This window comes from Cupriavidus phytohabitans, assembly GCF_000426345.1.
In the GTDB taxonomy this organism is placed as follows: domain Bacteria; phylum Pseudomonadota; class Gammaproteobacteria; order Burkholderiales; family Burkholderiaceae; genus Cupriavidus.
Genome location: NZ_AUFE01000004.1, coordinates 179,710 through 206,258, shown reverse-complemented (window position 1 = coordinate 206,258; position 26,549 = coordinate 179,710). Strand labels below are relative to the sequence as shown.

Annotated in this window: 24 protein-coding genes; 16 read left to right on the top strand and 8 right to left on the bottom strand. The window is 66.8% G+C overall.

The window, feature by feature from the left end:
• Nucleotides 1–54 precede the first annotated feature (54 nt).
• A complete protein-coding gene (locus K309_RS0104955; protein ID WP_029045387.1) occupies nt 55–711 on the top strand; it encodes a peroxiredoxin in 657 nt (218 codons plus the stop codon).
• Between the two features lie 352 nt (nt 712–1,063).
• On the opposite strand, the gene K309_RS0104950 is transcribed toward K309_RS0104955, so the two are convergent.
• The 3 genes from K309_RS0104950 to K309_RS0104940 all read right to left on the bottom strand — a co-directional run bounded on the left by K309_RS0104950 (nt 1,064) and on the right by K309_RS0104940 (nt 3,629).
• Nucleotides 1,064–2,020, bottom strand: a complete 957-nt coding sequence (locus tag K309_RS0104950; protein WP_029045386.1) for a chemotaxis protein — start codon at nt 2,018–2,020, stop codon at nt 1,064–1,066.
• 188 nt (nt 2,021–2,208) lie between these two features.
• Nucleotides 2,209–2,469, bottom strand: coding sequence for a MoaD/ThiS family protein (locus K309_RS0104945; RefSeq protein ID WP_029045385.1), 261 nt, complete (start codon nt 2,467–2,469; stop codon nt 2,209–2,211).
• A 14-nt stretch (nt 2,470–2,483) separates the two neighbouring features.
• Nucleotides 2,484–3,629 carry a beta propeller repeat protein gene (locus K309_RS0104940; protein ID WP_029045384.1) on the bottom strand — a complete coding sequence of 382 codons (1,146 nt, stop codon included), beginning with the start codon at nt 3,627–3,629 and terminating at the stop codon, nt 2,484–2,486.
• 222 nt (nt 3,630–3,851) lie between these two features.
• On the opposite strand from K309_RS0104940, the gene K309_RS0104935 reads away from it, so the two are divergent.
• Nucleotides 3,852–4,031, top strand: a complete 180-nt coding sequence (locus K309_RS0104935; RefSeq protein WP_029045383.1) for a hypothetical protein — start codon at nt 3,852–3,854, stop codon at nt 4,029–4,031.
• Nucleotides 4,032–4,188: 157 nt separating this feature from the next.
• Nucleotides 4,189–4,809 carry a hypothetical protein gene (locus tag K309_RS0104925; RefSeq protein ID WP_035876815.1) on the top strand — a complete coding sequence of 207 codons (621 nt, stop codon included), beginning with the start codon at nt 4,189–4,191 and terminating at the stop codon, nt 4,807–4,809.
• A gap of 24 nt (nt 4,810–4,833) precedes the next feature.
• Here K309_RS0104925 and K309_RS0104920 read toward each other — a convergent pair whose 3' ends face one another.
• On the bottom strand, nt 4,834–5,067 hold the full coding sequence (locus tag K309_RS0104920; RefSeq protein ID WP_029045381.1) for a hypothetical protein: 234 nt from the start codon (nt 5,065–5,067) through the stop codon (nt 4,834–4,836).
• Nucleotides 5,068–5,546: 479 nt separating this feature from the next.
• Between K309_RS0104920 and K309_RS0104915 the strand changes: the two genes are divergently transcribed.
• Nucleotides 5,547–6,941: an NCS2 family permease gene (locus tag K309_RS0104915; protein WP_029045380.1), complete on the top strand. Its 1,395-nt coding sequence runs from the start codon at nt 5,547–5,549 to the stop codon at nt 6,939–6,941.
• A gap of 127 nt (nt 6,942–7,068) precedes the next feature.
• On the opposite strand, the gene K309_RS0104910 is transcribed toward K309_RS0104915, so the two are convergent.
• Together K309_RS0104910 and K309_RS41560 are read right to left on the bottom strand one after the other, a co-directional pair.
• The gene (locus K309_RS0104910; RefSeq protein WP_029045379.1) at nt 7,069–7,479 is read right to left on the bottom strand and encodes a VOC family protein; all 411 of its coding nucleotides are present in this window, start codon (nt 7,477–7,479) and stop codon (nt 7,069–7,071) included.
• The gene (locus K309_RS41560) at nt 7,476–7,742 is read right to left on the bottom strand and encodes a hypothetical protein (protein WP_156914300.1); all 267 of its coding nucleotides are present in this window, start codon (nt 7,740–7,742) and stop codon (nt 7,476–7,478) included. The genes K309_RS0104910 and K309_RS41560 overlap by 4 nt, the downstream gene beginning before the upstream one ends.
• Between K309_RS41560 and K309_RS0104905 the strand changes: the two genes are divergently transcribed.
• Nucleotides 7,729–8,043, top strand: a complete 315-nt coding sequence (locus K309_RS0104905; RefSeq protein WP_029045378.1) for an H-NS histone family protein — start codon at nt 7,729–7,731, stop codon at nt 8,041–8,043. The two genes, K309_RS41560 and K309_RS0104905, sit on opposite strands and share 14 nt — an antisense overlap.
• Nucleotides 8,044–8,108: 65 nt before the next feature.
• On the opposite strand, the gene K309_RS0104900 is transcribed toward K309_RS0104905, so the two are convergent.
• Complete coding sequence (locus K309_RS0104900) at nt 8,109–8,783, bottom strand: hypothetical protein (protein WP_232232310.1); 675 nt, start codon at nt 8,781–8,783, stop codon at nt 8,109–8,111.
• Between the two features lie 444 nt (nt 8,784–9,227).
• On the opposite strand from K309_RS0104900, the gene K309_RS0104895 reads away from it, so the two are divergent.
• Nucleotides 9,228–10,238 (top strand): AraC family transcriptional regulator, encoded by a 1,011-nt coding sequence (locus tag K309_RS0104895; RefSeq protein WP_051320334.1) that lies wholly within the window; start codon nt 9,228–9,230, stop codon nt 10,236–10,238.
• 9 nt (nt 10,239–10,247) lie between these two features.
• Here K309_RS0104895 and K309_RS0104890 read toward each other — a convergent pair whose 3' ends face one another.
• Nucleotides 10,248–11,471: an NnrS family protein gene (locus tag K309_RS0104890; protein ID WP_029045375.1), complete on the bottom strand. Its 1,224-nt coding sequence runs from the start codon at nt 11,469–11,471 to the stop codon at nt 10,248–10,250.
• A gap of 281 nt (nt 11,472–11,752) precedes the next feature.
• Here K309_RS0104890 and K309_RS0104885 point away from each other — a divergent pair, with 281 nt between their 5' ends.
• The 10 genes from K309_RS0104885 (at nt 11,753) to K309_RS0104840 (ending at nt 26,540) form a co-directional block, all read left to right on the top strand.
• The gene (locus tag K309_RS0104885) at nt 11,753–13,036 is read left to right on the top strand and encodes an MFS transporter (protein WP_029045374.1); all 1,284 of its coding nucleotides are present in this window, start codon (nt 11,753–11,755) and stop codon (nt 13,034–13,036) included.
• 52 nt (nt 13,037–13,088) lie between these two features.
• Nucleotides 13,089–14,474: a NarK family nitrate/nitrite MFS transporter gene (locus K309_RS0104880; protein WP_029045373.1), complete on the top strand. Its 1,386-nt coding sequence runs from the start codon at nt 13,089–13,091 to the stop codon at nt 14,472–14,474.
• 187 nt (nt 14,475–14,661) lie between these two features.
• Nucleotides 14,662–18,408, top strand: coding sequence for a nitrate reductase subunit alpha (locus tag K309_RS0104875; protein WP_029045372.1), 3,747 nt, complete (start codon nt 14,662–14,664; stop codon nt 18,406–18,408).
• Complete coding sequence (gene narH / locus K309_RS0104870; protein WP_029045371.1) at nt 18,405–19,955, top strand: nitrate reductase subunit beta; 1,551 nt, start codon at nt 18,405–18,407, stop codon at nt 19,953–19,955. Before K309_RS0104875 ends, narH begins: the two co-directional genes overlap by 4 nt.
• Nucleotides 19,956–19,982: 27 nt before the next feature.
• Nucleotides 19,983–20,648, top strand: coding sequence for a nitrate reductase molybdenum cofactor assembly chaperone (gene narJ, locus K309_RS0104865; RefSeq protein ID WP_029045370.1), 666 nt, complete (start codon nt 19,983–19,985; stop codon nt 20,646–20,648).
• Between the two features lie 45 nt (nt 20,649–20,693).
• The gene (narI, locus tag K309_RS0104860) at nt 20,694–21,377 is read left to right on the top strand and encodes a respiratory nitrate reductase subunit gamma (protein ID WP_029045369.1); all 684 of its coding nucleotides are present in this window, start codon (nt 20,694–20,696) and stop codon (nt 21,375–21,377) included.
• Between the two features lie 26 nt (nt 21,378–21,403).
• A complete protein-coding gene (locus tag K309_RS0104855) occupies nt 21,404–22,156 on the top strand; it encodes a peptidylprolyl isomerase (RefSeq protein WP_029045368.1) in 753 nt (250 codons plus the stop codon).
• A 28-nt stretch (nt 22,157–22,184) separates the two neighbouring features.
• Nucleotides 22,185–22,892 carry a carbonic anhydrase gene (locus K309_RS0104850; RefSeq protein WP_029045367.1) on the top strand — a complete coding sequence of 236 codons (708 nt, stop codon included), beginning with the start codon at nt 22,185–22,187 and terminating at the stop codon, nt 22,890–22,892.
• Nucleotides 22,889–23,446 (top strand): molybdopterin-guanine dinucleotide biosynthesis protein B, encoded by a 558-nt coding sequence (gene mobB, locus K309_RS35995; protein ID WP_051320333.1) that lies wholly within the window; start codon nt 22,889–22,891, stop codon nt 23,444–23,446. The genes K309_RS0104850 and mobB overlap by 4 nt, the downstream gene beginning before the upstream one ends.
• Before the next feature lie 205 nt (nt 23,447–23,651).
• The gene (locus K309_RS0104840; RefSeq protein ID WP_029045366.1) at nt 23,652–26,540 is read left to right on the top strand and encodes an AMP-binding protein; all 2,889 of its coding nucleotides are present in this window, start codon (nt 23,652–23,654) and stop codon (nt 26,538–26,540) included.
• The last annotated feature ends 9 nt before the right edge of the window (nt 26,541–26,549 follow it).

Below are 26,549 nucleotides of genomic sequence, written 5' to 3'. Positions count from 1 at the left end.
GCACGCCGGCAGCGCGCTCTTTCCACCCCCATGCCAACTGCAAGGAGCGCAACCATGGCGATTCGACTGGGCGAACAAGCCCCGGATTTCACCGCAGACACCACGGAAGGCAAGCTCAGCTTCCATGAATGGATCGGCGACAGCTGGGCGATCCTGTTCTCGCACCCCAAGGACTTCACGCCGGTATGCACCACCGAACTGGGTTACATGGCGCGGCTCAAGCCAGAATTCGACAAGCGCAACACCAAGATCATCGGCCTGAGCATCGATCCCGTCAGCGACCACCAGCGCTGGGCCAAGGACATCGAAGAGACGCAGGGCGCCGCCATCAACTATCCGATGATCGGCGATGCCGACCTGACCGTGGCCAAGCTCTACGACATGATCCACCCAGAAGCCAGCGACGCCGGACCGCGCACGGCGGTGGACAACGCCACCATCCGCTCGGTGTTCATCATCGGCCCGGACAAGAAGGTCAAGGCCATGCTGGTGTATCCGATGACCGCGGGGCGCAATTTCGATGAGGTGCTACGCCTGCTGGATTCGCTGCAGCTCAATGCCAAGCACACCGTGGCCACGCCCGTGAACTGGAAGCCGGGCGAGGATGTCATCATCCCGACATCGGTTTCGGACGAAGATGCGAAGAAGAAATACCCGCAAGGATTCAAGACGCTGAAGCCCTACCTGCGCACGGTGGAGCAGCCCAAGTAACGGACCGGGAGCGTCCCGGGAGGGAGCAGGCCAGGCAAAGGAGAGAGCGAGCAAGGGAGCGCGGCAGGGCGTGGAGGTCACGCAGGACCGCCGGCAGGCGTCCCGGCAGTTCCGCCGGGACGCCTGCCTTGTCCACAGGATCTATCCACAGCTTCGGTGGATATCCCCCCTCTTGACAACCGCCAAGGGCGCGCCAGCCTTGGCTCGTACTGGAGTGCCCGTTTTATAGGCAAACCGTAAACATACGGGAATGCTTGCAGCCTGAAGGATTTTGTGCCCTGTGCTGCCTAAGGCCACGCAGGTTGTGGTTTCGGGCACCGAACTCAGCCACCAAAACTCAGGCCGCGCCCGCTCAGCGCGTCAGCACCTCGCGGATGGTATCGGCCAGTTCCTTGGCGACGAACTTCGCCACGTAGGCATCCGCGCCCACCTTGCGCACGTGCTCCTCGCTGGCCTCGCCCGACAGTGACGAATGAATCACCACCGGCAGCTGCTTCAAGCGGCTGTCGGCCTTGATCTTGCGCGTCAGCGTAAAGCCGTCCATCTCCGGCATTTCCAGGTCGGTCAGCACCAGCGCAATTTCGTCCCGCACCGACTTGCCGTGGCTGGCCGCCTCGGCGGCGATGCGGTCGAGCAGTTCCCACGCTTCCTTGCCCGACTTGGTCATCAGCACCGGCGCGCCCAGCGCCTTCAGGCCCTGCTCGATCAGGCCGCGTGCCAGCGCGGAGTCGTCGGCGGCGATCACCTTGAGGCCCGGGCGCAGGTTCAGTTGCGGGCCGACCGAGCCTGGCTCGACGTCCGGCTGCCGCGCCGGCAGCACATGACGCAGGATCTGCTCCACGTCCAGCACCTGCACCAGGCGCGCCTGGTCCGTGCCTGCATCGAGCTTGGCGATGCTGGTGACGTGGCCGGTGCGCACGCTGGCCTCGGCCGAGTGCACCTGGTTCCACTCCAGGCGCACGATTTCCTCCACCGCCTCGACCGCAAAGCCTTGCGTCGAGCGCGCGTACTCGGTCACCAGCAGGATGCCGAGCCCGTTGCGCGGCTTGCATCCCACCAGCCTGGGAAGGTCGATCACGGGAATCACCTGGCCGCGGATATCGGCCATGCCCCGGATCGACGGGTCTGCCCCCACCACGGTCGTCACCGGCGGCATCACCAGGATCTCGCGCACCTTGAACACATTGATGCCGAACAACTCGGACTGCCCGCTGTGCTCGGCATCGCCCAGCCGGAACAGCAGCAGTTCGAACTGGTTGTTGTTGGTGAGGTTAGTCCGTTCGTCGATGTCCCTCATGGAACTGCTCATGCGTCGCTCCCGTGCCGTGCGTTGAATGATCCGTGGCCGCCGTGTGTGCATTGCCCTGCCGCCGCGGCGGCTGGCGGACGGCAGGGGTCATGTCTGGATATCGGCGTGAGGGCTGGAGAGTTAAACGACGCGGCCACGCTCAGGCGCACGGGGAAAAGGGAAGCGGAGCAGCAGCATGCAAATGGCCGTCAGCCGCCCGCCAATGCCTGCAATATATGCACCTCATCCGTTTCCTGAAGCGGCGCATCCAGCCGCATCAACTGCGTCCGATTCACGAACACCCGGATATATGGCCGCAGCTTCCCCTGTTCGTCGACGATGCGAAACCGCATGCCCGGAAACTGCCGGTCGAGGTCGTCCAGCAGCGCGCCGATGTTCGCGCCGTGGGCTTCCACATACTCGCGCTGGCCGGTATAGGAGAACAGCGGCGTGGCAATGCGTACCTGCATGGCTGCCCTCCGACTCAGGCCGGCCGCGCCACGCTGACGGCGTAGACCTGCGGAAGGTGGCTGGCGATGCAGCGCCAGTGCTCGCCTTCGTCGGCACTGGCCCAGATCTCGCCACCGGTGGTGCCGAAGTACACGCCCACCGGCCCATGGCTGTCGGTGGCCATGGCCTGCCGCTTGACCGTGAACCAGCCCTGTTCGGGCGGCAGGCCCCGATCCTGGCGCTGCCAGGTCTCGCCGGCGTCGCGGGTAACATAGGCCGCGGGGTGGCCGCCGGGACTGACGCGCGGCCAGACATCGCTGCCGTCCATCGGGAACACCCACACCGTGCCCGCATCGCGCGGATGCGCCACGATCGGGAAGCCGATGTCGCCCACCTCGGCGGGCATCGCCTCGCCGATGCGCTTCCATACGCCTTCGCGCCGGTCCATGCGATAGATGCCGCAATGGTTCTGCTGGTACAGGATGTCGGGATTGGCCGGGTGCTGCAGCACGCAGTGCGGGTCCTGGCCGTATTCCGGATTCGGATCGGGCAGGAAGAGGGCCAGGCTGCCGCGGTTCAGCGGTTTCCAGTCGGCGCCGGCGTCGGTGCTCTCGAACACGCCGCCGCTGGACATGCCGATGTAGAGATGACGCTTGTCGCGCGGATCGACCAGCACGGAGTGCATTTTGGGCCCGTCGGGAGTGCCATCCTGTTCGCCGCCGGTCCAGTTGCGCCACATCGGGTGGTCATTGAAGCCCGACACGGGCTCCCACGAGGCGCCGTGGTCGGTGCTGCGGAACAGCCCCTGCGGCGAGGTGCCGGCGTACCAGGCGCCGGGTTCGCTGGCGTGTCCGGGAGTGAGCCAGAACACATGGTCGACCACACGGCCGGTCTCGCCTTCGGGCGCCTTGTCGAAGGCGGGCGGGCGCGTGGCCTCGGTCCAGTTGCGGCCGCCGTCGGCCGAGCGGAACACCGTCGGGCCAAGGTGGCCGGTGCGCGCGGCCATCAGCATTCGCGACGGCTCGCGGGGATCTTGGACGATGTGGTGGATAGTGTGGCCAAGGAAGGCGGGACCTGCCACCTGCCAGTGACCGCGGCTGGCGTCGCTGGTCAAAGTCCAGGCACCCTTGGTGGTGGCGACCAGCAGCATGATTGGGCCGGTTTCGGGGGACGTCGTCATCATGGCTCCTGCGGGAAGGCCGTTGAGCGATGCATCCGAGTCTAGTACATGTAGACAGCGTTCACAATTGAGATTGGCGCCGGCACCGTCCCGAAAAACCGCGCCGCCCTCATCCAGCGAGAGGGTAGGCAGCAGATAAAAGCGGATATCGGCATGTTAGCTGGACATCGCCGCACAAATATGGCATAAGCATGGTTCCCCGATTCCGACTCACCACGTCCGATGTCTCGCATCGTCCGCTTCGCCGCATTGAACCGCCCGGCCCTGCCGGCGGCGGCGTTCGCCGTGACCGCGCAGCAACCGGGCTACGCCATTGACCACGCCGCCCACGGCGTGGTCCGCAGCGCCGTGCTTTTCCTGGCCGTGCGGGCAGCTCGGGACACTACCCTCCAGCAGACCTGAGCTTCCCCGCACGGCACATGGCGCGGATTGCCATCCGGCTTCCGCTTGATCATGCAGCCAGGAGAAAGCCAGTCATGCCTCAGCTCTACCGCCAGACCCTTCTTGCCATGGCGGCGCTTGCCGCCCTTTACCTGCTCCTCGAAACCTGAGGCGCGCCATGGTCCCGTTTCCTTCACTGAGCCTGGTGCCGGCCCTGACGCGTCCGCTGGCATTGCGCATCGACGTGGAACTCGCCCCAGGGGAGATCGAGCGCGAACTGGGCTTGCTCCACGATCGCATCCACCGGCCCGGCGACCGCCTGCACGACATGCCGGCGCTGCCGACAGGCACACCGGCGCTGCGGATGCGCTACCGCGAAGCCGACGGCGAGTACTACGTGTATGTGGAAGATGTGATGCAGCGGCGCCTGGCCGGTTATACCGTGTTCAACCGCCTGATCGAGGTAGGCCGGCGCGCGGACCCATGGGTGCGCGCGCCGCATACGAAGTTTGCGCCCGCTTACCAGCGCTGCGGCCTGGCCGGGGCGCTATACCGCTGGGCGCTGGACGGCGGGCTGTGCCTGCTGAGCGGCGCCCGCCAGTCGGCCGGGGCGCATGCGCTATGGCAAGTCCTTGGCGCGGATTACCCCGGCGGCTATGTCGACCTGCGCCAGAAGACGCTGACATGGCTGGGCGAGACGGTGAGCCCCCGGGAGCGCGAAGACCTGCACACGCGCCGGCTGCTGCTGGGTCGTGGCTGGACCCTGCAGGCATTCATGGCGCGTACCGGCATGTACTGAGCACCGGCGCGCCAGGAAGCGGCTTTAGAGGTGGATCAGCGGCGCCGCAGCACGCGCGTTGTCAAGGTAGAGCGTCCAGCCGCGGGCGAAGTACTCACGTACACGGGCCGCCAGTGAGCGGCCGCTGCCCATGCGGGCATAGTAATCGACCTCGCGCGCTGGTTCGGCGGTAGCACGGACGGTGGGCCTGGCGTGGGACTTGGACTGCGATGTGGCTTGGGCGGGTTGACGATAAAGCGTATCAGCGAGCACTTGCATGGCAATGTTTCCTTTTCCGGATCGGAGGAATGTTCAGAGCCTCGCAATGCACAGTTGACCGGATTCCGGCCAGCCGCGCGAGGCAATTAAGGGTTATCCCTAGTATAGCGAAGTACCTTGCTCGGCATCCGGGTCATTCCCTATATGCCGTATATGGCGCGGATGATAATGGCCTGCGCCCCGTGCGCCACCTGGCGATGGTTTGGACCTCGAAGATAACCATCCACCACATCCGGTATTCCCCTCCACGCATGCCGCGCATTCTGCTGCGGTTATGACGAGTCCCTCGCGCTCACCTAGCCTTCAGCCTTGCCCAGATCACGCCCGCACAAGAAGGCAACGACAAGCCGGCACACCGATAAGAGCGGGTTGGCGAGGCTCCAGGCCTGCAGCCCAAAACAGCCAGAACCACGTGAGACAAGCCTGACGACGCACCGCACGACGGACGTTGCAGAGCCCCTGCAAGGAGACAGTTCATCATGATCGAGCAGCCCTATCCGTCGTCGGCGACGGAAGCCGATGCGGCACGCCCCAACGTTCCCGAGGTCCGGAACCGGCTCGACGCCTATTTCGAGATCAGCGCGCGCGGCAGCACCCAGCGCAAGGAAGTGGTGGCGGGCATCACCACCTTCATGGCAATGGTCTATGCGGTCTTCGTCGTGCCCGGCATGCTGGGCAAGGCCGGCTTCGACACCAGCGCGGTCTTTGTCGCGGTGTGCCTGACCACCGCCTTCGGCTCGCTGCTGATGGGCCTGTGGGCCAAGCTGCCGATCGCAATCGGCTGCGCCATTTCGCTGACCGCGTTCATGGCGTTCGGCCTGGTGCTGGGCCAGGGCCTGTCGCCGGCGGTCGCGCTCGGCGCGGTGTTCCTGATGGGCTTGATCTTCACCGCGATCTCGGTGACCGGGGTGCGCTCCTGGATCCTGCGCAACCTGCCGGCGGGCGTGGCACATGGCACGGGCATCGGCATCGGCCTGTTCCTGCTGCTGATCGCCTCCAACGAAGTCGGCCTCGTGGTCAAGAACACCCACCCCGGCCTGCCGGTCGCGCTGGGCAAGATCACCTCGTTCCCGGTGGTGATGTCGGTGCTGGGCCTGGCAGCGATCTTCGGCCTGGAGCGGCGCAAGGTGCCGGGAGGCATCCTGCTGGTGATCATCGCGATCTCTGCACTCGGCCTTGTCTTCGATCCGGCGGTGAAGTTCACCGGCGTGTTCGCGCTGCCGTCGCTGAGCGCACCGGGCCACGCATCGCTGATCGGCGCGATGGATCTGCGCGGCGCGCTGACCGCGGCGGTACTGCCGAGCGTGCTGGCGCTGGTGATGACCGCCGTGTTCGACGCCACCGGCACCATCCGCGCCGTGGCCGGGCAAGCCGGGCAACTCAACGCCGCCGGCCATATCCACAACGGCGGCCGCGCGCTGACGGCGGACTCGGTCAGCTCGATCTTCTCCGGCTTCTTTGGCGGCGCACCGGCCGCGGCCTATATCGAATCGACGGTCGGCGTGGCCGCGGGCGCCAAGACCGGCCTGACCGCCGTGGTGGTGGGCCTGCTGTTCGTGGCGGTGATGTTCTTCTCGCCGCTGGCGGCACTGGTGCCGTCGTACGCCACCGCGCCGGCGCTGATGTACGTGGGCCTGCTGATGCTGTCCAGCGTCAGCCGCCTGCATATGGATGACCTGGTCGATGCGCTGGCCGGCCTGGTCTGTGCGGTGTTTATCGTGCTGACCTGCAATATCGTCACCGGCATCATGCTGGGCTTCTGCACGCTGGTGGTCGGCCGCGTGATCGCCGGCGAATGGCGCAAGCTCAATGTCGGCACCGTCGCCATCGCGGTGGTGCTGGCAGCCTTCTATGCCGGCGGCTGGGCGATCTGATCCTGCCTGACGCATCCCGGGCAACCGGCCCGGGACGTCCACGACAAGTTGTCTCCTCCACCGCGATCCAGGTGGATTTCAAGCCCGGGCTTCCTGCTTTCCCGGGCTGTTTTTTTTGGTGCGCAAGTTACTGCGCCCCCTGCATTGCCGCCGTGTCCATGTACACCAGTTCCCAGACATGGCCATCGAGGTCCTGGAAGCCATGCCCGTACATAAATCCCAGGTCCATCGGCGGCTTGTAGGTATTGCCGCCCGCGGTCACTGCGGCATTCACCATTTCATCGACGCGCGCACGGCTTTCCATCGACAGGCAAACCAGCACTTCGGTGAATTTGCGCGCATCGCAAATGTCATTCGGCGAAAAGCTGCGAAACTTGGCTTCGGTCAGCAGCATCACGAAAATGTTCTCGCCAACGACCATGCAGGTGGCGGTGTCATCGGTAAATTGGGGATTGAAGGTAAATCCAAGACTGGTAAAGAACGAGATCGACTCTTGCAGGTCGCGTACTGGCAAATTGACAAAGATCTGCTGGTTCATGACGTCTCCGCGGAAAGGTTGCGCAATGCAGAGAACCAGTCTAGGTGCAAAAACCGGCAGCTCCAGCTTTTTTCCTTTGGCGGAAATTGGAGCGGCGGCATTGCCATTTGCCGCAGCACGGGCGCCGCAATGGCACTCAACGACCAATCAATCCGTGCAATCCCCGTTATTTTTTGTAAAATTTTTATGTCAACCGCGGCCTGAAGTTCTAGTACCATGCAGCGGCCTAATTGCAGAAAGGGGAAATAAATGGCGACATACAAGCAACTCCTGGCTGAGAAGGAAGCGCTGGAAGCGAAGCTGAATGAAGTGCGCGCGACGGAAGTCGCCGGCGTGACCGACAAAATCCGCGAACTGATGACCGAATATGGCCTGACCGCGGAAGACATCATGCCCCGGCGCAAGCGCGGCCGCCCCGCGGGTTCCGCCGTCAAGAAGACGGCTTCGGGCTCTGCGCTGCCGCCCAAGTACATGGATCCCAAGACCGGCAAGACCTGGTCCGGCCGCGGCCGCGCCCCGGCATGGCTGGGCAAGCGCCCCGAGCGCTTCCTGATCGAGCAGTAATCCCGCCCGCCGGGCAGGCGGGGGCCTGCCTGCGCGCTATCGTTCCGACCCCGCCCAGGGCGCCGTCACAGCGCCTGGCACACATACTCCTTGCGCAGCGCGCGGAATCCCTTCTGCGTCGGCTCCGCCGTCAGGCGCGCGCCGCCACCTTCCAGTGGCTGCATCCGCAATACCTGCGCCGAGCACTGGCTCGCGGCCTCGTCACGCTGATACCGGATTTCATAGAGCGCCCCTGGCGCTGGCACGAACGACACACCGGCCGCGCAACGCTGCTCCGGCAACGGCGGCTCGGCGACGGAGGTCACGGCCACGTAGATGCGCCGGCCTGCCTCGACCAGACGTTCGCGCGTGCGTGCCGGCGGCTCGGGTGAGCGCCCCGGCAGGCCCAACTCGCGATCCCGGCCCATTGCCGACAACTGCTTGCCCGTGCCAGCCAGGACCAGCGGCCGTGCCGGCACCGGGCACCTGGCCGGGTCGACCACCGCGAATGAGGTGATTTCTTCGGTATTGGTCAGCAACCGCACGCTGGCCGTGGGGGCGCCCGACGGCACCCGGTATTGCGCCACGCAGCCACATAGCGTCGCGCTCGCGGCCAAGGTGGCCAGGCATGTCAGGCGAGAGGGCACTGCGGACGACCGTTCATGGCGCATGGCGGCAGGCAGTTTGGCATTGCGGTTATGCCAGTCGAGAAAGCTGGCAGCAGGAAAGCGGCAACTTCCGAGAAGATAGGCCAGGATCATGCGCGATATCGGCACGAACGGAATCCGGTGCGGACACCGTCACCGCTTGCGCAGTGTTACCCTGCCCCCAAAACTGTGCAGCATACCGGTTTCCGGCGGATTCCGGCAGCCGCACAAACCCATGTTGAAAACCCTGCCGTGATATCCACAGAATCTGTGGATATCCTGCCCGCCTCCTCCCCGGAAGCCTTGGTCTGTGCGGAAACGCACCGGACCGCACAAATTTTAGGCAACAGCTGTATTGACCTGCGCATCGACCCTCGTTACCCCCGGTCGACGCCCTCCCGCAGAGCCGCGCCCCGCCCCTTGCCAGCCCGCTGGTTGCGCTGCCTTGACCACACATCTTCCCCCCGCGTGCCCTTGAAGGCGCCGCGACCACCGCGTAATCTCAGTCTTACCGGGGGCTAGCACTGGCGCCTTGCGCCGATTTGCCAGCCAATAACGATGCCACTACAAGAGCCAATCCAGGCCAGGCCGTTCCCTCGTGACCTGCTGCACGCGCTGCGTGAAGGCGGTTACGACGTGTCGGCGCTCGTGCCTGCTCCGGAATCCGATCCCGAAACCTCTTCCACCCCGGACACGTCCGAGGCCGGGCCCCAGCGGGCGAGCCACCTGCTGTGCGCGGTCTACCAGGCCACCGGCGATCCCGCCATCGGCCTGTGGCTGGGCAGCCGGATGCAGCCCGACCTGCTAGGCCTGGCAGGCATGCCGGCCATGGCGGGCCCGTCGCTGGGCACGGCGCTGCGGCGGATCGCACGCTACCAGAAGCTGATGATGGGCGACCGCATCGAACTGCGCCGGCAGGGCGAAGAGGCCTGGGTCTGTATCCGCCCGAGCGAACCGGAGGCGCCTGACACCCGCCCGCGCATCGACATGGAGTTGTGCTCGCTGCTGGCCTTCGGGCGCCAGTTCACGCGCAAGCCGCTGCATCCGCTGCGGGTCTCGCTGCGCATCGGCCAGCCCGACTGGCACCTGCGCTATACCGAGGCCTTCGATTGCCCGGTGCGCTTTGGGGAGCCGGAAGACGCGATCGTGTTCGGCCGGCGCGACCTGGCGCTGCGCCTGGTCGCCCGCGCCCACAGCCGGCCGGCGGCGCCCGCCGCCACGCGCGACGCACGGCACGCGGCGGCATCGCTGGACGACGTGCGCGCCGCCCTGCACCAGCTGGCCGGCGTGCGCGCGCTGAGCCTGGCCGCGGTGGCGCGCCACCTCGACATCAGCGAACGCACGCTGCAACGCCGGCTGATGGCGGCAGGCACGGGCTTCCGCGCGTTGTGCGAGGATGTGCGTCGCGAGCTGGCCGGGCGATACCTGACCGAGGGCAATATGTCACTCGGAGAAATCGCTTTCCGGCTCGGCTTCGACGATGCCAATTCGTTCTTCCGCGCCTTCCGCCGCTGGACCGGCATGACACCGGGCGACTACCGGCGCTCGGCGGCGCACGCTTGCCCCTGATCCTCTGGTTCAACCCGGCTTGCCGTCCACCCGTGGGCGCGCAAGCCGCGGCGCATAGGCCAGTGCATAGAGGCCGAACCCTGCCACCCAGCACGCCCCGGCGCCCCAGATCCAGTGCAGGTAGCCGGCGGGCCACGCCATCGGACCGAATACACGCAATACCGCGGCCATGGCAATCAGCCAGTACGCCACCGTTTCCGTGCGGCCGGCTACCAGCATGCGCCCGGTGTGGCCCAGCGCGGTGCGCGTGATCATGGCGATGATGGCCACGCCGAGCACGCCCACCGTGAACGCATGGGTCGCCAGCCCGGCCATCACCAGGCCCAGCGCACCGAGTGCCTGCAGCAGCAACGCTACCGGCAGCCATGCATAGGCGAGGTGCAGCACCCACAGCAGTGGCCGGTTGCCGACCGCATAGCCGCGCCATCCCGCCACGCGCAGCGCCAGCACGCCGGCGGCGAGCAGGGACAGCGCCGCGGCCAGCCATCCCGGCAGCGGCAGCAATCCCGAGGCCAGCCCCAGCACCGTCGCCGGGATCACCATCCGATCGACCTGCTGGTACTGCCTCAGGCGGAAGCCGGGAATCGCGTTGGTGGTGAACATGGGGATCACGCGGCCGCCGATCACCACCACGAACAGCGTCACCAGCGCCACGCCGGCGCGACAGGCATGCAGCGCCGCAGCGTCATGCCCGCCGGCCTGCAGCCACAGTGCGGCGATGTTGGCCACGGCGAGCAGCCACAGCGCCAGCGCGAGCGGGTAGTTGCGCCGGTTGCCGGCCCTGGCCAGCGTGCGCGTGAAGGCCAGCGCAGCCAGCGGCAGGAATGCGCCTTCAATAGCGAAGGCAATGGTGCCTGGCACCACCCACATGCCAACGCGTCCCGCTAGCCACAGCAGGAACAGCACCGCCAGCGCCGCGCCGGTCGGCGTCGGCTGGCCGGTCCAGGCGCGTCCCGCCGTGAACAGGAAGCCCACCACGATCGCCGCGGCAAAGCCGAACACCATCTCGTGCGCGTGCCAGAACATCGCGGGCAGCACCGGCGCCGGCCCGACCGACTGCATTCCCGCGAGCATTGCCGACCATGCCGCGATCGCCAGCGCGGCAAAGGCCGCGCCGCCAAGGTAGAACGGCCGGAACCCCAGCGCGAACAAGGCGAAGCCGCGTGGCGGCGGTCCGGCAGGTGTCTTGCCCGAGGGCGATGGCCGGGAAGGAAGGATCGGGATGGTTTCCATGGCGGGCGGAACGGGTCGGTATCTCTGGTGAATCCGGCAGTGCCGGGGCGGCATACGTCAGATTCTTGATCTGGCGCAGGATTGCCGCAAGCACGCAAACGGGTGCCATGCGTGCCGCAATCACGATAGCACCAGCGCCGCGCCACCAACCTCCGCCGGTAGAACTAACTCCAACGACAGATCGTTACATGTGGCGCGCTGTGCTGCCGGCGAATAGGCAGCACCAGTGGCGGCCCCTACTCTGGCATCACCCCCGCCAAAGTTGACACAGGAGCATGGCCATGGCCACCCAAACACGCGCGCTGGAACCCGTTCCGGCCGGCGCGGCAATAACGCTGGCGTCCAGTACTTTCGCATTCACCATCTGCTTTGCCGTCTGGATGCTGTTCGCCGTCCTCGGCATCCCGCTCAAGCAGCAACTCGGCCTCAACGACACGGAATTCGGCCTGCTTGCAGCCACGCCGGTGCTGAGCGGCTCGCTGATCCGCGTGCCGCTGGGCATCTGGACCGACCGCTTCGGCGGCCGCATCGTCTTCTTCGCGCTGATGCTGGCGACGGTGATCCCGATCTGGCTGATCTCCTACGCGCACAGCCTGTGGCAACTGCTGGTGCTGGGCCTGTTCGTCGGGCTCGCGGGCGGCTCTTTCTCGGTCGGCACACCCTACGTGGCGCGCTGGTTCCCGCGCTCGCGCCAGGGCCTGGCGATGGGCATCTTCGGCGCCGGCAACTCGGGCGCGGCGCTGACCAAGTTCGTCGCGCCGGCGATGATCCTGGCGGCCGGCACCTGGACCATCGTCCCGCGCGTGTATTCGGTGGCGATGCTCGTCACCGCGCTGCTGTTCTGGGTGTTCTCGCGCAGCAACCCGGCGCACCTGGTCAAGTCCGGCGTGGGCTGGCGCGAGCAGCTGGCGGTCATGCGCGACCCGCGCGTGTGGCGCTATTCGCAGTACTACTCGGTGGTGTTCGGCGGCTATGTCGGCCTGTCGCTGTGGATGACCAAGTACTACATCGGCGAATACGGCTTCGACATCAGGACCGCCGCCTTCCTGGCCGCCTGCTTCTCGCTGCCCGGCGGCGTGCTGCGCGCCATCGGCGGCTGGATCTCCGACCGCTACGGCGCACACCGCACCACCTGGTGGGTGATGTGGCTGAGCTGGGTCGGCTTCTTCCTGCTGAGCTATCCGCAGACCGACTTCATCGTCCAGACCACCAGCGGCCCGCAAGGCTTCCGCATCGCGCTGACGCCCACGGTATTCACCATCCTGCTGTTCGTGGTCGGCATCGCCTTCGCCATCGGCAAGGCCTCGGTATTCAAGTTCATCTCCAACGATTTCACGCACAACATCGGCGCGGTTTCCGGCGTAGTCGGCCTGGCCGGCGGCCTGGGCGGCTTCATCCTGCCGATCCTGTTCGGCATGCTGGCCGACCTGACCGGCGTGCGCAGCAGCTGCTTCATGCTGATGTACGGCACGGTATGCGTGAGCCTGGTGTGGATGCACTACAGCCAGCGCGCTGAACGCCAGCGCAAGGCACAGGCCGTCGGCCTGACACAGGCAGCAGCCTGATTGCTCACCTCCAACCGCGCCTCCGCGCTTTCACCACCAAGGCACACCTATCATGACCTCATCCGTACTCACCCGCTGGGAGCCCGAGAACGTGGCGTTCTGGCAAAGCGAGGGCGAGCGCATCGCCTATCGCAACCTGTGGATCTCGATCCCCGCGCTGATGCTGGCGTTCGTGGTCTGGATGCTGTGGAGCGTGGTCGCCGTCAACCTCGACCGCGCCGGCTTCCAGTTCACCAAGAACCAGCTGTTCTGGCTGACCGCGCTGCCGGCGCTATCCGGCGCCACACTGCGCATCTTCTATTCCTTCCTGGTGCCGGTGTTCGGCGGGCGCCGCTTCACCGCGATCTCCACCGCGCTGCTGCTGATCCCCGCGCTGGGCATGGGCTTCGCGCTGCGCGACCCGTCCACGGGCTATCCCACGCTGCTGGTGCTGGCGCTGCTGTGCGGGCTGGGCGGCGCCAACTTCAGCTCGTCGATGGCCAATATCAGCTTCTTCTTCCCCAAGGCGAAGAAGGGACTGGCCACCGGGCTGAATGCCGGCATCGGCAACCTGGGCGTGTCGGTGGTGCAGTTCGTCACGCCGCTGGTGGTGTCGCTGGTGGTGTTCGGCGCGCTCGGCGGCGAGCCGCAGCAATACCAGGCCAACGGCACCACGCAGAACCTGTGGCTGCAGAACGCCGGCTTTATCTGGGTGCCGTTCATCGTGGTGTCGGCACTGGCCGCGTGGTTCGGCATGCATGACATCGCCGATGCAAAGGCGTCGTTCGCCGAGCAGGCCGTGATCTTCAAGCGCAAGCACAACTGGCTGATGTGCTGGCTGTACGTGGGCACCTTCGGCTCGTTCATCGGCTTCTCGGCCGGGCTGGCGCTGCTGACCAAGTCGCAGTTCCCAGGCGTGAACCCCACCGCCTATGCCTTCCTGGGGCCGCTGGTGGGTGCCCTGACGCGTCCGGTGGGCGGCTGGATCTCCGACAAGCTCGGCGGTGCGCGCGTCACGCTGTGGACCTTCGTCGGCATGATCGCGGCGGTGTTCGCCGTGCTGGCAGCGCTGCCGCATGACGGCGCCGGCGGCAACTTCACCTACTTCCTCGCGGCCTTCATCGCATTGTTCGCGCTGACCGGCATCGGCAACGGTTCGACCTTCCGCATGATCCCGGTGATCTTCCTGACCGAGCGCCAGCGCGCCGCCAGGGGCAAGGGCGACATCGCGCAACGCCAGGCGCTGCAGGATGCCGCCAAGGAATCCGCCGCGGTGCTGGGCTTCTCCGGGGCAATCGGCGCGTACGGCGGATTCTTCATCCCCAAGAGCTTCGGCACCTCGCTGGAGCTGACCGGCGCACCGGATACCGCGCTGTACTGCTTCATCGCCTTCTATGTCAGCTGCGTGCTGGTGACGTGGTGGTACTACGCGCGCCGCAACGCGCCGATGCCCTGCTGACCCCCTTGCCGGCCGGACTAGTTCTTCGGAACTAGTCCCGCGCCCGGCACCTCCCCCGATCGCCATGCGGCGGCAGTTCCACCAGCGAATTGGCTGCCGCCCCGCTCCCCCATAAGCTCAAGGTGTCCCTGCAAACGCTCCCGCATCCTCTGGAGCGCCGCAGAAAAGCCTCGCGGAGAACAAGCAAATGAGTCATTTCCTGGATCGACTGAAGTTCATGTCGCGCGTCAAGTCCACCTATGCGGACGGCCACGGCGCGGTGGTGAACGAAGACCGCAAGTGGGAAGACGGCTACCGCAGCCGCTGGCAGCACGACAAGATCGTGCGCTCCACCCACGGCGTGAACTGCACCGGCTCCTGCTCCTGGAAGGTCTACGTGAAGAACGGCCTGATCACCTGGGAAACGCAGCAGACCGACTACCCGCGCACCCGCCCGGACCTGCCCAACCACGAGCCCCGCGGCTGTCCGCGCGGCGCGTCGTACAGCTGGTACGTCTACTCCGCGCAGCGCGTCAAGTACCCGATGATCCGCGGCCGCCTGATGGAAATGTGGCGCGAGGCCCGCAAGACCATGGATCCGGTCGCCGCCTGGGAATCGATCAGCCAGGACCCGAAGAAGGCGGCGCGCTACAAGAGCGTGCGCGGACAGGGCGGCTTCGTGCGCGCCGACTGGAACACCGCCACCGAGATGATCGCCGCGGCCAACGCCTTCACCGTGAAGAAGTTCGGCCCGGACCGCGTGGTCGGCTTCTCGCCGATCCCGGCCATGTCGATGGTCTCGTACGCCGCCGGCGCGCGCTACCTGAGCCTGCTCGGCGGCGCCTGCCTGTCGTTCTACGACTGGTACTGCGACCTGCCGCCGGCCAGCCCGCAGATCTGGGGCGAACAGACCGACGTGCCCGAATCGGCCGACTGGTACAACTCGACCTACCTGATGGTGTGGGGCTCCAACGTGCCGCAGACGCGCACGCCTGACGCGCACTTCTACACCGAAGTCCGCTACAAGGGCACCAAGACCGTCGCCGTCTCGTCCGACTTCGGCGAGATGGTCAAGTTCGGCGATATCTGGCTGGCGCCGAAGCAAGGCACCGATGCCGCGCTGGCGATGGCCATGGGCCATGTGGTGCTGAAGGAATTCCACGCCAGCGGCAAGTCCGCCTACTTCCGCGACTACATCAGACAGTACACCGACATGCCGATGCTGGTGCTGCTGCGCCAGAACCAGGACAACGGCGATACGCTGGTGCCCGACCACTTCCTGCGCGCCTCGCACCTGGCCGACAACCTCGGCGAAGCCAACCATCCCGAGTGGAAGACGCTGCAAATCGACGAGGCCACCGGCGAGATCGTCGCACCCAACGGCTCGATCGGCTTCCGCTGGGGCGAGGCCGCGCACAACGGCGGCGAGAAGGTGGGCCGCTGGAACCTGGAAATGAAGGACGGCGGCAGCGGCCGCGCGGTCGAGCCGCGCCTGTCGCTGCTCAGCCACCACGATGAGGTGGTGGAAGTCGGCTTCCCCTATTTCGGCGGCGAACACGACGAACTGCTGCGCCGCCGCGTGCCGGCGCGCCGCATCACGCTGGCCGACGGCAGCACCGCGCTGGTGGCGACCGTGTACGACCTGCAGATGGCCAACTACGGTGTCGACCAGGGCCTGGGCGGCCCCAATGTGGCGACCTCGTATGAAGACGACGTGCCCTACACTCCCGCCTGGCAGGAAAAGCACACCTCCGTGCCGGCCCGCCTGGTGATCCAGGTGGCGCGCGAGTTCGCCGACAACGCCGACCGCACGCAAGGCAAGAGCATGGTGATCGTCGGTGCCGCGCTGAACCATTGGTACCACAACGACATGATCTACCGCGGCATCGTCAACCTGCTGATGATGTGCGGCTGCATCGGCAAGAGCGGCGGCGGCTGGGCCCATTATGTCGGACAGGAAAAGCTGCGCCCGCAATTCGGCTGGGCCCCGCTGGCCTTCGGCCTGGACTGGTCGCGCCCGCCGCGCCAGATGAACGGCACCTCGTTCTTCTACAACCACACCAGCCAGTGGCGCCACGAGAAGCTGGCCGTCGACGAGATCCTGTCGCCGACCGCCGACCGCAAGCGTTATGACGGCCTGTCGCTGCTGGACCTGAACGCCAGGTCCGAGCGCATGGGCTGGCTGCCGTCGGCGCCGCAGCTCGGCACCAATCCGCTTGACGTGGTCGACGCCGCCGAACGAGCGGGCAAGGATCCGGTGGCCTATACCGTCGAACAACTGAAGTCGGGCGCACTGCAGTTTGCCTGCGATGATCCGGACAATCCTGCCAACTTCCCGCGCAACATGTTCGTGTGGCGCTCCAACATCCTGGGCAGCTCTGGCAAGGGACATGAGTATTTCCTGAAGTACCTGCTCGGCACCCAGAACGCCGTGTTCGGCGACGAAAACGATGCGATCACGCCGAGCGAAGTCACCGTGCGCCCGGCCGCCGAAGGCAAGCTCGACCTGCTGACCGTGCTGGACTTCCGCATGAGCACCACCTGCCTGTATGGCGACATCGTGCTGCCGACGGCGACCTGGTACGAGAAGGACGACCTCAACACGTCCGACATGCACCCCTTCATCCACCCGCTGTCCGAAGCCGTGCAGCCGCTGTGGGAAAGCAAGACCGACTGGGAGATCTACAAGGCCATCGCGAAGAAGTTCAGCGAGATCGCCGGCCCGTATCTGGGCACGCGCAAGGACCTCGTCTGCACGCCGCTGCTGCACGATACCCCGGGCGAACTGGGCCAGCCGTTCGAGCCGAAGGACTGGAAGGCCGGCGAGTGCGACCTGATCCCGGGCAAGACCGCGCCGTCGATGACGGTGGTCGAGCGTAACTACGCGGACATCTACAAGAAATTCACCTCGATCGGCCCGCTGCTCGACAAGCTTGGCAATGGTGGCAAGGGCATCAACTGGAATACCCAGCATGAGGTGAAGGAAATCGGCGATCTGAGCCACACGGTGACGGAGCCCGGCGTGAGCCACGGCCGGCCGAAGCTCGAAACGGCAATCGACGCCGCCGAGATGATCCTGACCTTCGCGCCCGAAACCAACGGCCACGTTGCCGTCAAGGCTTGGGAAGCGCTGTCGAAGATCACCGGCCGCGACCACACCCACCTGGCCGAAGGGCGCGAGCACGACAAGATCCGCTTCCGCGACGTGCAGGCGCAGCCGCGCAAGATCATCTCAGCGCCGACGTGGTCGGGCCTCGAATCGGAAGAGGTCAGCTACAACGCCGGCTACACCAACGTGCATGAACTGATCCCCTGGCGCACGCTGACCGGCCGCCAGCAGTTCTACCAGGACCACCGCTGGATGCTGGACTTTGGCGAAGGCGCGTGCGTGTACAAGCCGGCCATCGATACCAAGACCGTGGCGCCGATGCTGGGCAAGAAGCCCAACGGCAACCCGGAACTGGTGCTGAACTGGATCACGCCGCACCAGAAGTGGGGCATCCACTCCACCTACTCCGACAACCTGCGCATGCTGACGCTGTCGCGCGGCGGCCCGCACGTATGGATCTCGGAAGCCGAGGCCAAGGCCAACGGTATCCGCGACAACGACTGGGTCGAGGTATTCAACGTCAACGGCACGCTGACGGCTCGCGTGGTGGTGTCGCAGCGCGTACCGAAGGGCATGTGCCTGATGTACCACGCCCAGGAAAAGATCGTGAACGTGCCCGGGGCCGAAACCAGCGGCATGCGCGGTGGGATCCATAACTCGGTCACGCGCGCCGTGACCAAGCCCACGCACATGATCGGCGGCTACGCGCAGCTGGCCTATGGCTTCAACTACTACGGCACCGTGGGCAGCAACCGCGATGAATTCGTGATCCTGCGCAAGATGAAGAAGGTCGACTGGCTCGAAGGGCCGCTCGTGGAATCGAACAAGGAAGGAGCAACGCAATGAAGATCCGCGCCCAGGTGGCCATGGTGCTGAACCTCGACAAGTGCATCGGCTGCCATACCTGCTCCGTGACCTGCAAGAACGTCTGGACCAGCCGCGACGGCGTCGAGTACGCGTGGTTCAACAACGTCGAGACCAAGCCCGGCATCGGCTATCCCAAGGAATGGGAGAACCAGGACAAGTGGCAGGGCGGCTGGAAGCGCAATGCCGACGGCACGCTGGAGCCGCGCCAGGGCGGCAAGCTGAAGATCCTGGCGAACCTGTTCGCCAACCCCAACCTGCCGCAGATCGACGAGTACTACGAGCCCTTCACCTACGACTACGAGCACCTGCAGAAGGCGCCGCTGTCGCAGACTCCGCCAACCGCGCGCCCGGTCTCGGTGCTGACCGGCCGCAAGATGGAAAAGATCGAGTGGGGCCCGAACTGGGAAGACGATCTCGGCGGCGAGTTCAGCTCGCGCGGCCGCGACAAGCTCTTCGACGACGTGCAGAAGGAGATGTACTCGACCTTCGAGAACACCTTCATGATGTACCTGCCGCGCCTGTGCGAGCACTGCCTGAACCCGGCCTGCGTGGCCTCGTGCCCTTCCGGCTCGATCTACAAGCGCGAGGACGACGGCATCGTGCTGGTCGACCAGGACAAGTGCCGCGGCTGGCGCATGTGCATCTCGGGCTGCCCATACAAGAAGATCTATTTCAACTGGCAGAGCGGCAAGGCCGAGAAATGCCTGTTCTGCTATCCGCGCATCGAGGCCGGCCAGCCTACGGTCTGCTCCGAGACCTGCGTCGGCCGCATCCGCTACCTCGGCGTGATGCTGTACGACGCCGACCGCATCGAGCAGGCCGCGTCGGTGGCCGACGAGCGCGACCTGTACCAGTCGCAGCTCGACGTGTTCCTCGACCCGCACGACCCGGCGGTGCAGGCCGAGGCGCTGCGCCAGGGCATTCCGCAAGGCTGGCTCGATGCCGCGCGCAAGTCGCCCGTCTACAAGATGGCGTGCGAGTGGAAGGTCGCCTTCCCGCTGCACCCGGAGTACCGCACGCTGCCGATGGTCTGGTACATCCCGCCGCTGTCGCCGATCCAGTCTGCGGCCGAAGCGGGCCACATGGGCATGAACGGCATCATCCCCGACGTCAAGAGCCTGCGCATCCCCGTCAAGTACCTGGCCAACCTGCTGACCGCGGGCGACGTGATGCCGGTGCTGTCGGCACTGGACCGCATGCTGGCGATGCGCGCCTACAAGCGCTCACAGGTGGTCGACGGTGTGCAGGACCTGGACGTGCTGAAGCAAGTGGGCCTGACGCCCGCGCAGGTCGAGGACATGTACAAGACCATGGCCATCGCCAACTACGAGGACCGTTTCGTGATCCCGTCCTCGCACAAGGAAATGGTCGAGGACAGCTTCAATGACAAGGCCAGCTGCGGCTTCACCTTCGGCAACGGCTGCTCGGGCGGCACCTCGGATGGCGCGCTGTTCGGCAAGAAGCCACAGGGCAGCGTGCATTTTGTCGACATGCCCAAATCGCGCAAGAAGGCCGTGATGAGCTGAGCGCTCGCGAACGAACCGGAGAAGAACATGTCCCTCTATCCCATCCTCAGCGCGCTGCTCGGCTATCCCGAGCAGGACCTGCTTGACGCGCTGCCCGAGATCGACGCCCTCCTGGCCGAATGGCCGCAGGCGCGCGACATGCTGGCGCCGGTGACCGGCATGCTGCGCGGCGAGACACTGATCACGCTGCAGGAAAACTATGTCGCCACCTTCGACCGCAACCCATCGCACTCGCTGCACCTGTTCGAGCATGTACACGGCGAAAGCCGCGACCGCGGGCAGGCCATGGTCGACCTGATCGACGAATACCGGCGCGACGGCTTCGAGCCGGCGGCGTCGGAGCTGCCGGACTACGTGCCGCTGTTCCTGGAGTTCCTCGGCGCGCTGAGCGCCGATGGCAAGGACGAACGCGCCGAGTACCTGCTGGGCGAGGCAATCCACGTGCTGGCCGCGATCGGCGACCGGCTCGCGCGCAACCAGAGCCCGTACGCCGGCGTGTTCGCCGTGCTGCGCACGCTGACCGACGTGCAGCCGCAACCGCAGCAGGAGCCGCCGGTGCGGGACATGGACGAGGCGCTGGAGACTTTCGGTCCGGGCGCCGATGGCGTGGAGCCGCTGCTGGCGCCGCAGGCCGGGCCGCAGGCGGTGAAGTTCTATCCGCGCGGCACGGCGCCGGTTCCCGCGCATTGCTGAAACACCCGGCAAGGCAACCCGAACACCAGACATTGGGCTAACACCATGGCAACGCTTCATCAATTCCTCTACGGCATCTACCCCTACATCGCTGCCGCCATCTTCCTGTTCGGCAGCCTGGCCCGCTTCGAGCGCGAGCAGTACACCTGGAAGACCGACAGCTCGCAGGTGCTCTACCGCGGCAACCTGCGCATGGGCAACATCCTGTTCCACGTCGGCATCCTGGGCCTGTTCTTCGGCCACCTGGTCGGCCTGCTGACTCCGGTGGCGGTATGGGACGCGCTGGGTGTCTCGCACGGCTTCAAGCAAGGCGTGGCGATGGCCGCCGGCGGCGTGATGGGCACCATGTGCCTGGCCGGCCTGCTGATCCTGCTGCACCGCCGCCTGACCAATGCCCGCGTGTCCGCCGTGACCCGCACCGGCGACAAGGTGCTGCTGCTGTGGTTGCTGGTAACGCTGCTGCTGGGCCTGTCCACCATCTTCGAATCGGCCAGCCACATGGACGGCCACATGATGGTGCAGCTGATGACGTGGGCCCAGCACCTCGTCACGCTGCGCGGCGATGCCGCCAGCTACATCGCCGACGCGCCACTGCTGTTCAAGGCGCACCTGTTCATGGGCATCACGCTGTTCGCGATCTTCCCGTTCACGCGGCTGGTGCATGTGTGGAGCGGCTTTGCGTCGGTCGGCTACGTCGGCCGCGCCTGGCAGCTGGTACGCGGCCGCTGACCCACGCCGACCCAAGGAGAACCGACATGCCTGTCACCGTCAACGGCGTGGAACTGCGCGACGCCGATATCGAACGCGAGCTGGACCATCATCACGACGCGGCCAATCCCGCGAAGATGGCGACGATCTCGGCCATCCTGCGCCTGCTGGTGCGCGAAGAGGCCGGCCGCATCGGCCTGAGCGTGCCCGGCCACGACGACGATGCGCTCGCCATGGCGCTGCTGGAACGCGAGGCCGGCATCCCGGAGCCGGACGAAGCCAGCTGCCGCCGCCATTACGACAGCCGTCCGGAGCGCTTCCGCGACGGCGAATGGGTCGAGGCCGACCACATCCTGTTCCAGGTGACGCCGCGCGTGCCGCTGGACGCGCTGCGCGAGATCGCGGCACAAACCCTGGCGCTGGTGCGCGGCGATCCGTCGAGCTTCGCGCAACATGCCCGCGCGTTGTCGAACTGCCCGAGCGGCAACAACGGCGGCCGCCTGGGCCGCGTGTTCCGCGGCGAGACCGCGCCGGAGTTCGAGCGCGCGCTCTTTGCCGCGCAGCATGACGGCGTGCTGCCGCAGCTGGTCGAGACCCGTTTCGGGCTGCATATCGTGCGCGTCCTGGAGCGCTGCACCGGCACCCGCCTGCCCTTCGATGCCGTGCGCGGCGACATCGCCTGCGCGCTGGCCACGGCGGCGCGCGACCGCGCCTGGAAGCAGTACGCCAGCCTGCTGATCGGCCGCGCCCGCATCGAAGGCATCGAACTGGAAGGCGCCGACAGCCCGCTGGTGCAGTAGCGCCGACATCTGACCAACGGAAACCGCCATGCATCAGATCGAACATCTACTGAAGGGCTTCGAGCGGTTCCAGCAACGCTATTTCGACGATGCGCCGAGCCTGTTCGACGCACTGCGTACCGGGCAGCAACCGCCCACGCTGCTGATCGGCTGCTGCGATTCGCGCGTGGACCCGGCCCTGCTGCTGGGTTGCGACCCGGGCGACCTCTTCACCGTACGCAATATCGGCAACCTGGTGCCGCCCTGCACCGGGCGTCATGAGGGCAGCCTGCACGGCGTGTCCGCCGCGATCCAGTTTGCCGTCGAGCAGCTGCGCGTCGACCGCATCATCGTGATGGGCCATGGCGGCTGCGGCGGCATCCGCGCGTTGCTCGCACAGCCTGCCGATGCCGGCGACCATCCGCCGGACGAAGGCGACGAAGCCGACTACCTCGGCGCCTGGGTGCGCATCGCCGCGCCAGCCCGCCGGCAGGTGGAACAAACGCTTGCCGACGCCAGCCCGGCGCAGCGCCAGCGCGCCTGCGAACAGGCGGCGATCCTGGTCTCGCTGCGCAACCTGCAGACCTTCCCGTTCGTGCGGCGCGCACTGGAAGCGGGAAGGCTGACGCTGCACGGCTGGTACTTCGACTTGCAGGCCGGTGCGCTGCTGGCCTACTCGCAACGCGCCGATGCCTTCCTGCCGCTGGTATGCCCTTTGCCCATTACCGCCGCACAAACCGAACCCGTCACGACATGAATCCCTATATCTTCGGCATCACCGGCACCTCCGGCAGCGGCAAGACCACGCTGATTACCGCGCTGCTCCCGTGGTTTCGCGCGCACGGCCTGACCGTCAACGTGATCAAGCACAGCCACCATCCACTGGAACTCGAGCCCCCCGGCAAGGACAGCGCGCGCTTTCGCGCGGCCGGCGCGACGGAGGTGATGGTGGCCTCGCCCTATCGCTACGCCATCGTGCGCGAGCTGGGCGGCGAAGCGGAGCCAACGCTTGCCGAACAGGTGGCGCGGCTGCGCCCGGCGGACCTCACGCTGGTCGAAGGCTTCCGCCGGGAAGATATTCCGCGCATCGAAGTGTATCGGCCGGCGCATGGGCGTGCGCCCTATTATCCCTGCGACCCGTCGATCGTCGCGGTGGCTACCGATGCGCGGCTCGACACCTTGCTGCCATGCCTGCCGCTGGACGATGCCGCGCAGGTGGGGCGGTTCATTCTCGCCATGCGCGGCCGCAACCATCTGGATCCGCTTGACCGTGGCGCATTCCCCGAAGTGGTGGAGATGGTCGCCGCCTGACGGCCCCAGTGGCATGTGCGCGATGCTGCGTCCGGGCATCACCGGAACCTCCACGCTTGTGCCCGCCCCGCCACCCGCCTCGACAATTTCCGCACGCCGCCTATCTTAAGGGTGTCAGTACCGTCGCCGTCGGTGGTGCCGCCTTGCCTTGCACGTACGGGGCAGGCGGCGGTCGCCGATTTGCCCGGACACAAGCAATAAGCGAATGAACGACGACTCGCCCCCGCGGCAGAACTACGAGGATGCCTTGCTCGGCATCGTGGGGGAGATGTCTACCGCTATGCGGCCGCAGACGGAATCCGGCGCGGCGGCCGCGCCCTCGCTGGACAGTGCGCTCGAGGCCGAACTGGGTTTTGATAGCCTGACGCGTGCCGAGCTACTCACCCGCATCGAGCAACGTTTCGGCGTCAGCCTGCCGGAGCAGGTACTGGCCCAGGCCGACACGCCGCGCGCGCTGCTGCGCGCCGTGCTCGCCGCCAGGGACCTGCCACCCGGCGCCGAGGATGCGCCCGCGCGGCTGGCACGCCCGGCACCGGCGGATGCCGCGGCGCAGGCGCCCGAGGGTGCCGCCACGGTCACGGACGTGCTGCGCTGGCACCTGCACCGCCACCCTGACCGTACCCATATCATCCTGCACGGCGACGGCGAAGGCGAAGATGCGCCGATCACCTTTGCGCAACTGCACCGGCGCGCCTGCAGCGTGGCCGCCGGCCTGGCCGCGCGCGGCGTGCGCGCCGGTACCACCGTGGCGCTGATGCTGCCAACCAGCCCGGAGTATTTCTACTGCTTCACCGGCATCCTGCTGGCAGGCGGTATACCCGTGCCGCTCTACCCGCCGGCGCGGCTGGCGCAGATCGGTGACCACTTGCAGCGCCACGCCGGCATCCTGGCCAACGCACAGGCGCCGATCCTTATTACGGTGGCCGAAGCCCGGCCGCTTGCCACCCTGCTCAAGGCCAGCACCGGAACGCTGCAAAGCGTGCTGACGCCGCAAGAGGTCGAGGACACCGCCGCGGCGCCGGTCCATGCGATGCTGCGCGCGCACGACATTGCGCTGCTGCAATACACCTCAGGCAGCACTGGCTCGCCCAAGGGCGTGGTGCTGACGCATGCCAACCTGCTAGCCAATCTGCGCGCCATGGGCACGGCGTTGTCGGTCGACTCGCGCGACGTCTTTGTCAGCTGGCTGCCGCTGTATCACGACATGGGGCTGATCGGCGCCTGGCTGGGCAGCCTGTATTACGCCTTCCCGCTGGTGGTAATGTCGCCGCTCACGTTCCTGGCACGGCCCGAGCGTTGGCTTTGGGCGATCCACAAATACCGCGGCACGCTGTCGGGCGGTCCCAACTTCGCGTATGAACTGTGCCTGCACCGGCTGGCCCAGGCGGACCTGTCGGGGCTGGACCTGTCGAGCTGGCGTTTCGCCTTCAACGGTGCCGAGCCCGTCAGCCTGCAGACCATGCGCAAGTTCACGGCGCGCTTCGCCCGGCATGGACTGCGCGCACAAGCGGCAGCGCCGGTCTACGGGCTGGCGGAAGCATCGGTTGGCCTGACGTTCCCGACGCCCGGACAGAGCCTGACCGCCGACCGCATCGATCGCGCCGCCTTTGTACGCACATCGCGGGCCGTTCCCGCCGGTGCGGACGTGGACCGCGCAGCGGGCGAACGGGACGCCTTGGAGATCCCCTCCTGCGGCCGGCCGCTGCCCGGCCACGATATCCGCATCGTCGATGCCAGCGGCTGCGAGCTGCCCGAGCGGCAGGAGGGCCTGCTGCAGTTCCGCGGGCCGTCGGCCACCAGCGGCTATTTCCGCAACCCGGCACAGACGCGCCAGCTCTTCGACCGCGGCTGGCTCAACACCGGCGACTACGCCTATATCGCCGACGGCGAGCTCTTCATCACCGGGCGCGCCAAGGAAACCATCGTGCGCGGCGGCCGCAATCTCTATCCCTATGAAGTGGAGCAGGCCATCGGCGCAATTCCCGGCATCCGCAAGGGCTGCGTCGCGGTGTTCGGCAGCCCCGATCCGGACAGCGGCACCGAGCACATCGTGGTGATGGCGGAAACCGCTGCAACGGACGAACCGGCGCGGAGCGCGCTGCAACGGCAGGCGCTGAAGACCGCGCTCGATGTACTGGGCATGCCGCCGGACCATGTTGTGCTGGTACCGCCGCACACCATCCTGAAGACGTCGAGCGGCAAGATCCGGCGCGCCGCTTGCCGCGAGCGGTTCGAGCATGGCGGCACCGGCCTGGGCGAAGCCGCGCCATGGCTGCAGATAGCGCGCTTCGGCTGGCAGGCACTGCTGCCGCAGCTGCGGCGCGGCCGGCATGCCGCCGCCGGTCTGTCCTATGCGTTGTACACCTGGCTCTTGTTCGCCGCGATGGCGCCGGTGACGTGCCTGGCATCGGTGGCGATGCACAAGCCTGCCATGGGCTGGGCGCTCAGCCACCACGCCGCCCGGCTGCTGCTGCGGCTGGCCGCGGTGCCATGGCTCGTGCAGGGGCTGGAGCACCTGCCGCGCAATCGCGCCTGCGTGCTGGTATCGAACCATGCCAGCTACCTGGACGGCATCGTGCTGATCGCCGCACTGCCCGGGCCGGTATGCGTGGTGGCCAAGCGCGAGCTGCAAGGACAAGGCATCCCGGGCGCCTACCTGTCCAGCATCGGGGCCGACTTCATCGACCGCTTCGACAATGTGCGCGAATCCGAGGCCATCGAGAGACTGGTCACGGCATTGCGCGCCGGCCGGTCTGCCCTGCTGTTCCCGGAAGGCACCTTCGGCCGCGAGCCGGGGTTGCAACGTTTCCGCTCGGGCGCCTTCGTCGCCGCCGCCCGTTCCGGCACACCGGTGGTTCCCATCGCTCTGCGTGGCACCCGCTCGGTGCTGCGCGACGGCCAGTGGCTGCCGCGCCGGGGCCCGATCAGCGTCGTCATCGGCCGGCCCCTGCCGCCTGACGGGCAGGACTGGCCGGCGGCAATGCGGCTGCGCAACGCGGCCCGCGCCGAGATCCTGCACTACTGCGGCGAACCCGATGCACTGCGCGTGAAGGCCCAGCCTGCGCGGCCCCACCTCGCGCGCCAACTGCCATGATCCCTGCTC

What these genes read in the sequence shown, in the direction of transcription:
- K309_RS0104955 (WP_029045387.1), top strand. Translation starts at nt 55, where the DNA reads ATGGCGATTCGACTGGGCGAACAAGCCCCGGATTTCACCGCAGACACC.
- K309_RS0104950 (WP_029045386.1), bottom strand. Translation starts at nt 2,020, where the DNA reads ATGAGCAGTTCCATGAGGGACATCGACGAACGGACTAACCTCACCAAC.
- K309_RS0104945 (WP_029045385.1), bottom strand. Translation starts at nt 2,469, where the DNA reads ATGCAGGTACGCATTGCCACGCCGCTGTTCTCCTATACCGGCCAGCGC.
- K309_RS0104940 (WP_029045384.1), bottom strand. Translation starts at nt 3,629, where the DNA reads ATGACGACGTCCCCCGAAACCGGCCCAATCATGCTGCTGGTCGCCACC.
- K309_RS0104935 (WP_029045383.1), top strand. Translation starts at nt 3,852, where the DNA reads ATGTCTCGCATCGTCCGCTTCGCCGCATTGAACCGCCCGGCCCTGCCG.
- K309_RS0104925 (WP_035876815.1), top strand. Translation starts at nt 4,189, where the DNA reads ATGGTCCCGTTTCCTTCACTGAGCCTGGTGCCGGCCCTGACGCGTCCG.
- K309_RS0104920 (WP_029045381.1), bottom strand. Translation starts at nt 5,067, where the DNA reads ATGCAAGTGCTCGCTGATACGCTTTATCGTCAACCCGCCCAAGCCACA.
- K309_RS0104915 (WP_029045380.1), top strand. Translation starts at nt 5,547, where the DNA reads ATGATCGAGCAGCCCTATCCGTCGTCGGCGACGGAAGCCGATGCGGCA.
- K309_RS0104910 (WP_029045379.1), bottom strand. Translation starts at nt 7,479, where the DNA reads ATGAACCAGCAGATCTTTGTCAATTTGCCAGTACGCGACCTGCAAGAG.
- K309_RS0104905 (WP_029045378.1), top strand. Translation starts at nt 7,729, where the DNA reads ATGGCGACATACAAGCAACTCCTGGCTGAGAAGGAAGCGCTGGAAGCG.
- K309_RS0104900 (WP_232232310.1), bottom strand. Translation starts at nt 8,783, where the DNA reads ATGATCCTGGCCTATCTTCTCGGAAGTTGCCGCTTTCCTGCTGCCAGC.
- K309_RS0104895 (WP_051320334.1), top strand. Translation starts at nt 9,228, where the DNA reads ATGCCACTACAAGAGCCAATCCAGGCCAGGCCGTTCCCTCGTGACCTG.
- K309_RS0104890 (WP_029045375.1), bottom strand. Translation starts at nt 11,471, where the DNA reads ATGGAAACCATCCCGATCCTTCCTTCCCGGCCATCGCCCTCGGGCAAG.
- K309_RS0104885 (WP_029045374.1), top strand. Translation starts at nt 11,753, where the DNA reads ATGGCCACCCAAACACGCGCGCTGGAACCCGTTCCGGCCGGCGCGGCA.
- K309_RS0104880 (WP_029045373.1), top strand. Translation starts at nt 13,089, where the DNA reads ATGACCTCATCCGTACTCACCCGCTGGGAGCCCGAGAACGTGGCGTTC.
- K309_RS0104875 (WP_029045372.1), top strand. Translation starts at nt 14,662, where the DNA reads ATGAGTCATTTCCTGGATCGACTGAAGTTCATGTCGCGCGTCAAGTCC.
- narH (WP_029045371.1), top strand. Translation starts at nt 18,405, where the DNA reads ATGAAGATCCGCGCCCAGGTGGCCATGGTGCTGAACCTCGACAAGTGC.
- narJ (WP_029045370.1), top strand. Translation starts at nt 19,983, where the DNA reads ATGTCCCTCTATCCCATCCTCAGCGCGCTGCTCGGCTATCCCGAGCAG.
- narI (WP_029045369.1), top strand. Translation starts at nt 20,694, where the DNA reads ATGGCAACGCTTCATCAATTCCTCTACGGCATCTACCCCTACATCGCT.
- K309_RS0104855 (WP_029045368.1), top strand. Translation starts at nt 21,404, where the DNA reads ATGCCTGTCACCGTCAACGGCGTGGAACTGCGCGACGCCGATATCGAA.
- K309_RS0104850 (WP_029045367.1), top strand. Translation starts at nt 22,185, where the DNA reads ATGCATCAGATCGAACATCTACTGAAGGGCTTCGAGCGGTTCCAGCAA.
- mobB (WP_051320333.1), top strand. Translation starts at nt 22,889, where the DNA reads ATGAATCCCTATATCTTCGGCATCACCGGCACCTCCGGCAGCGGCAAG.
- K309_RS0104840 (WP_029045366.1), top strand. Translation starts at nt 23,652, where the DNA reads ATGAACGACGACTCGCCCCCGCGGCAGAACTACGAGGATGCCTTGCTC.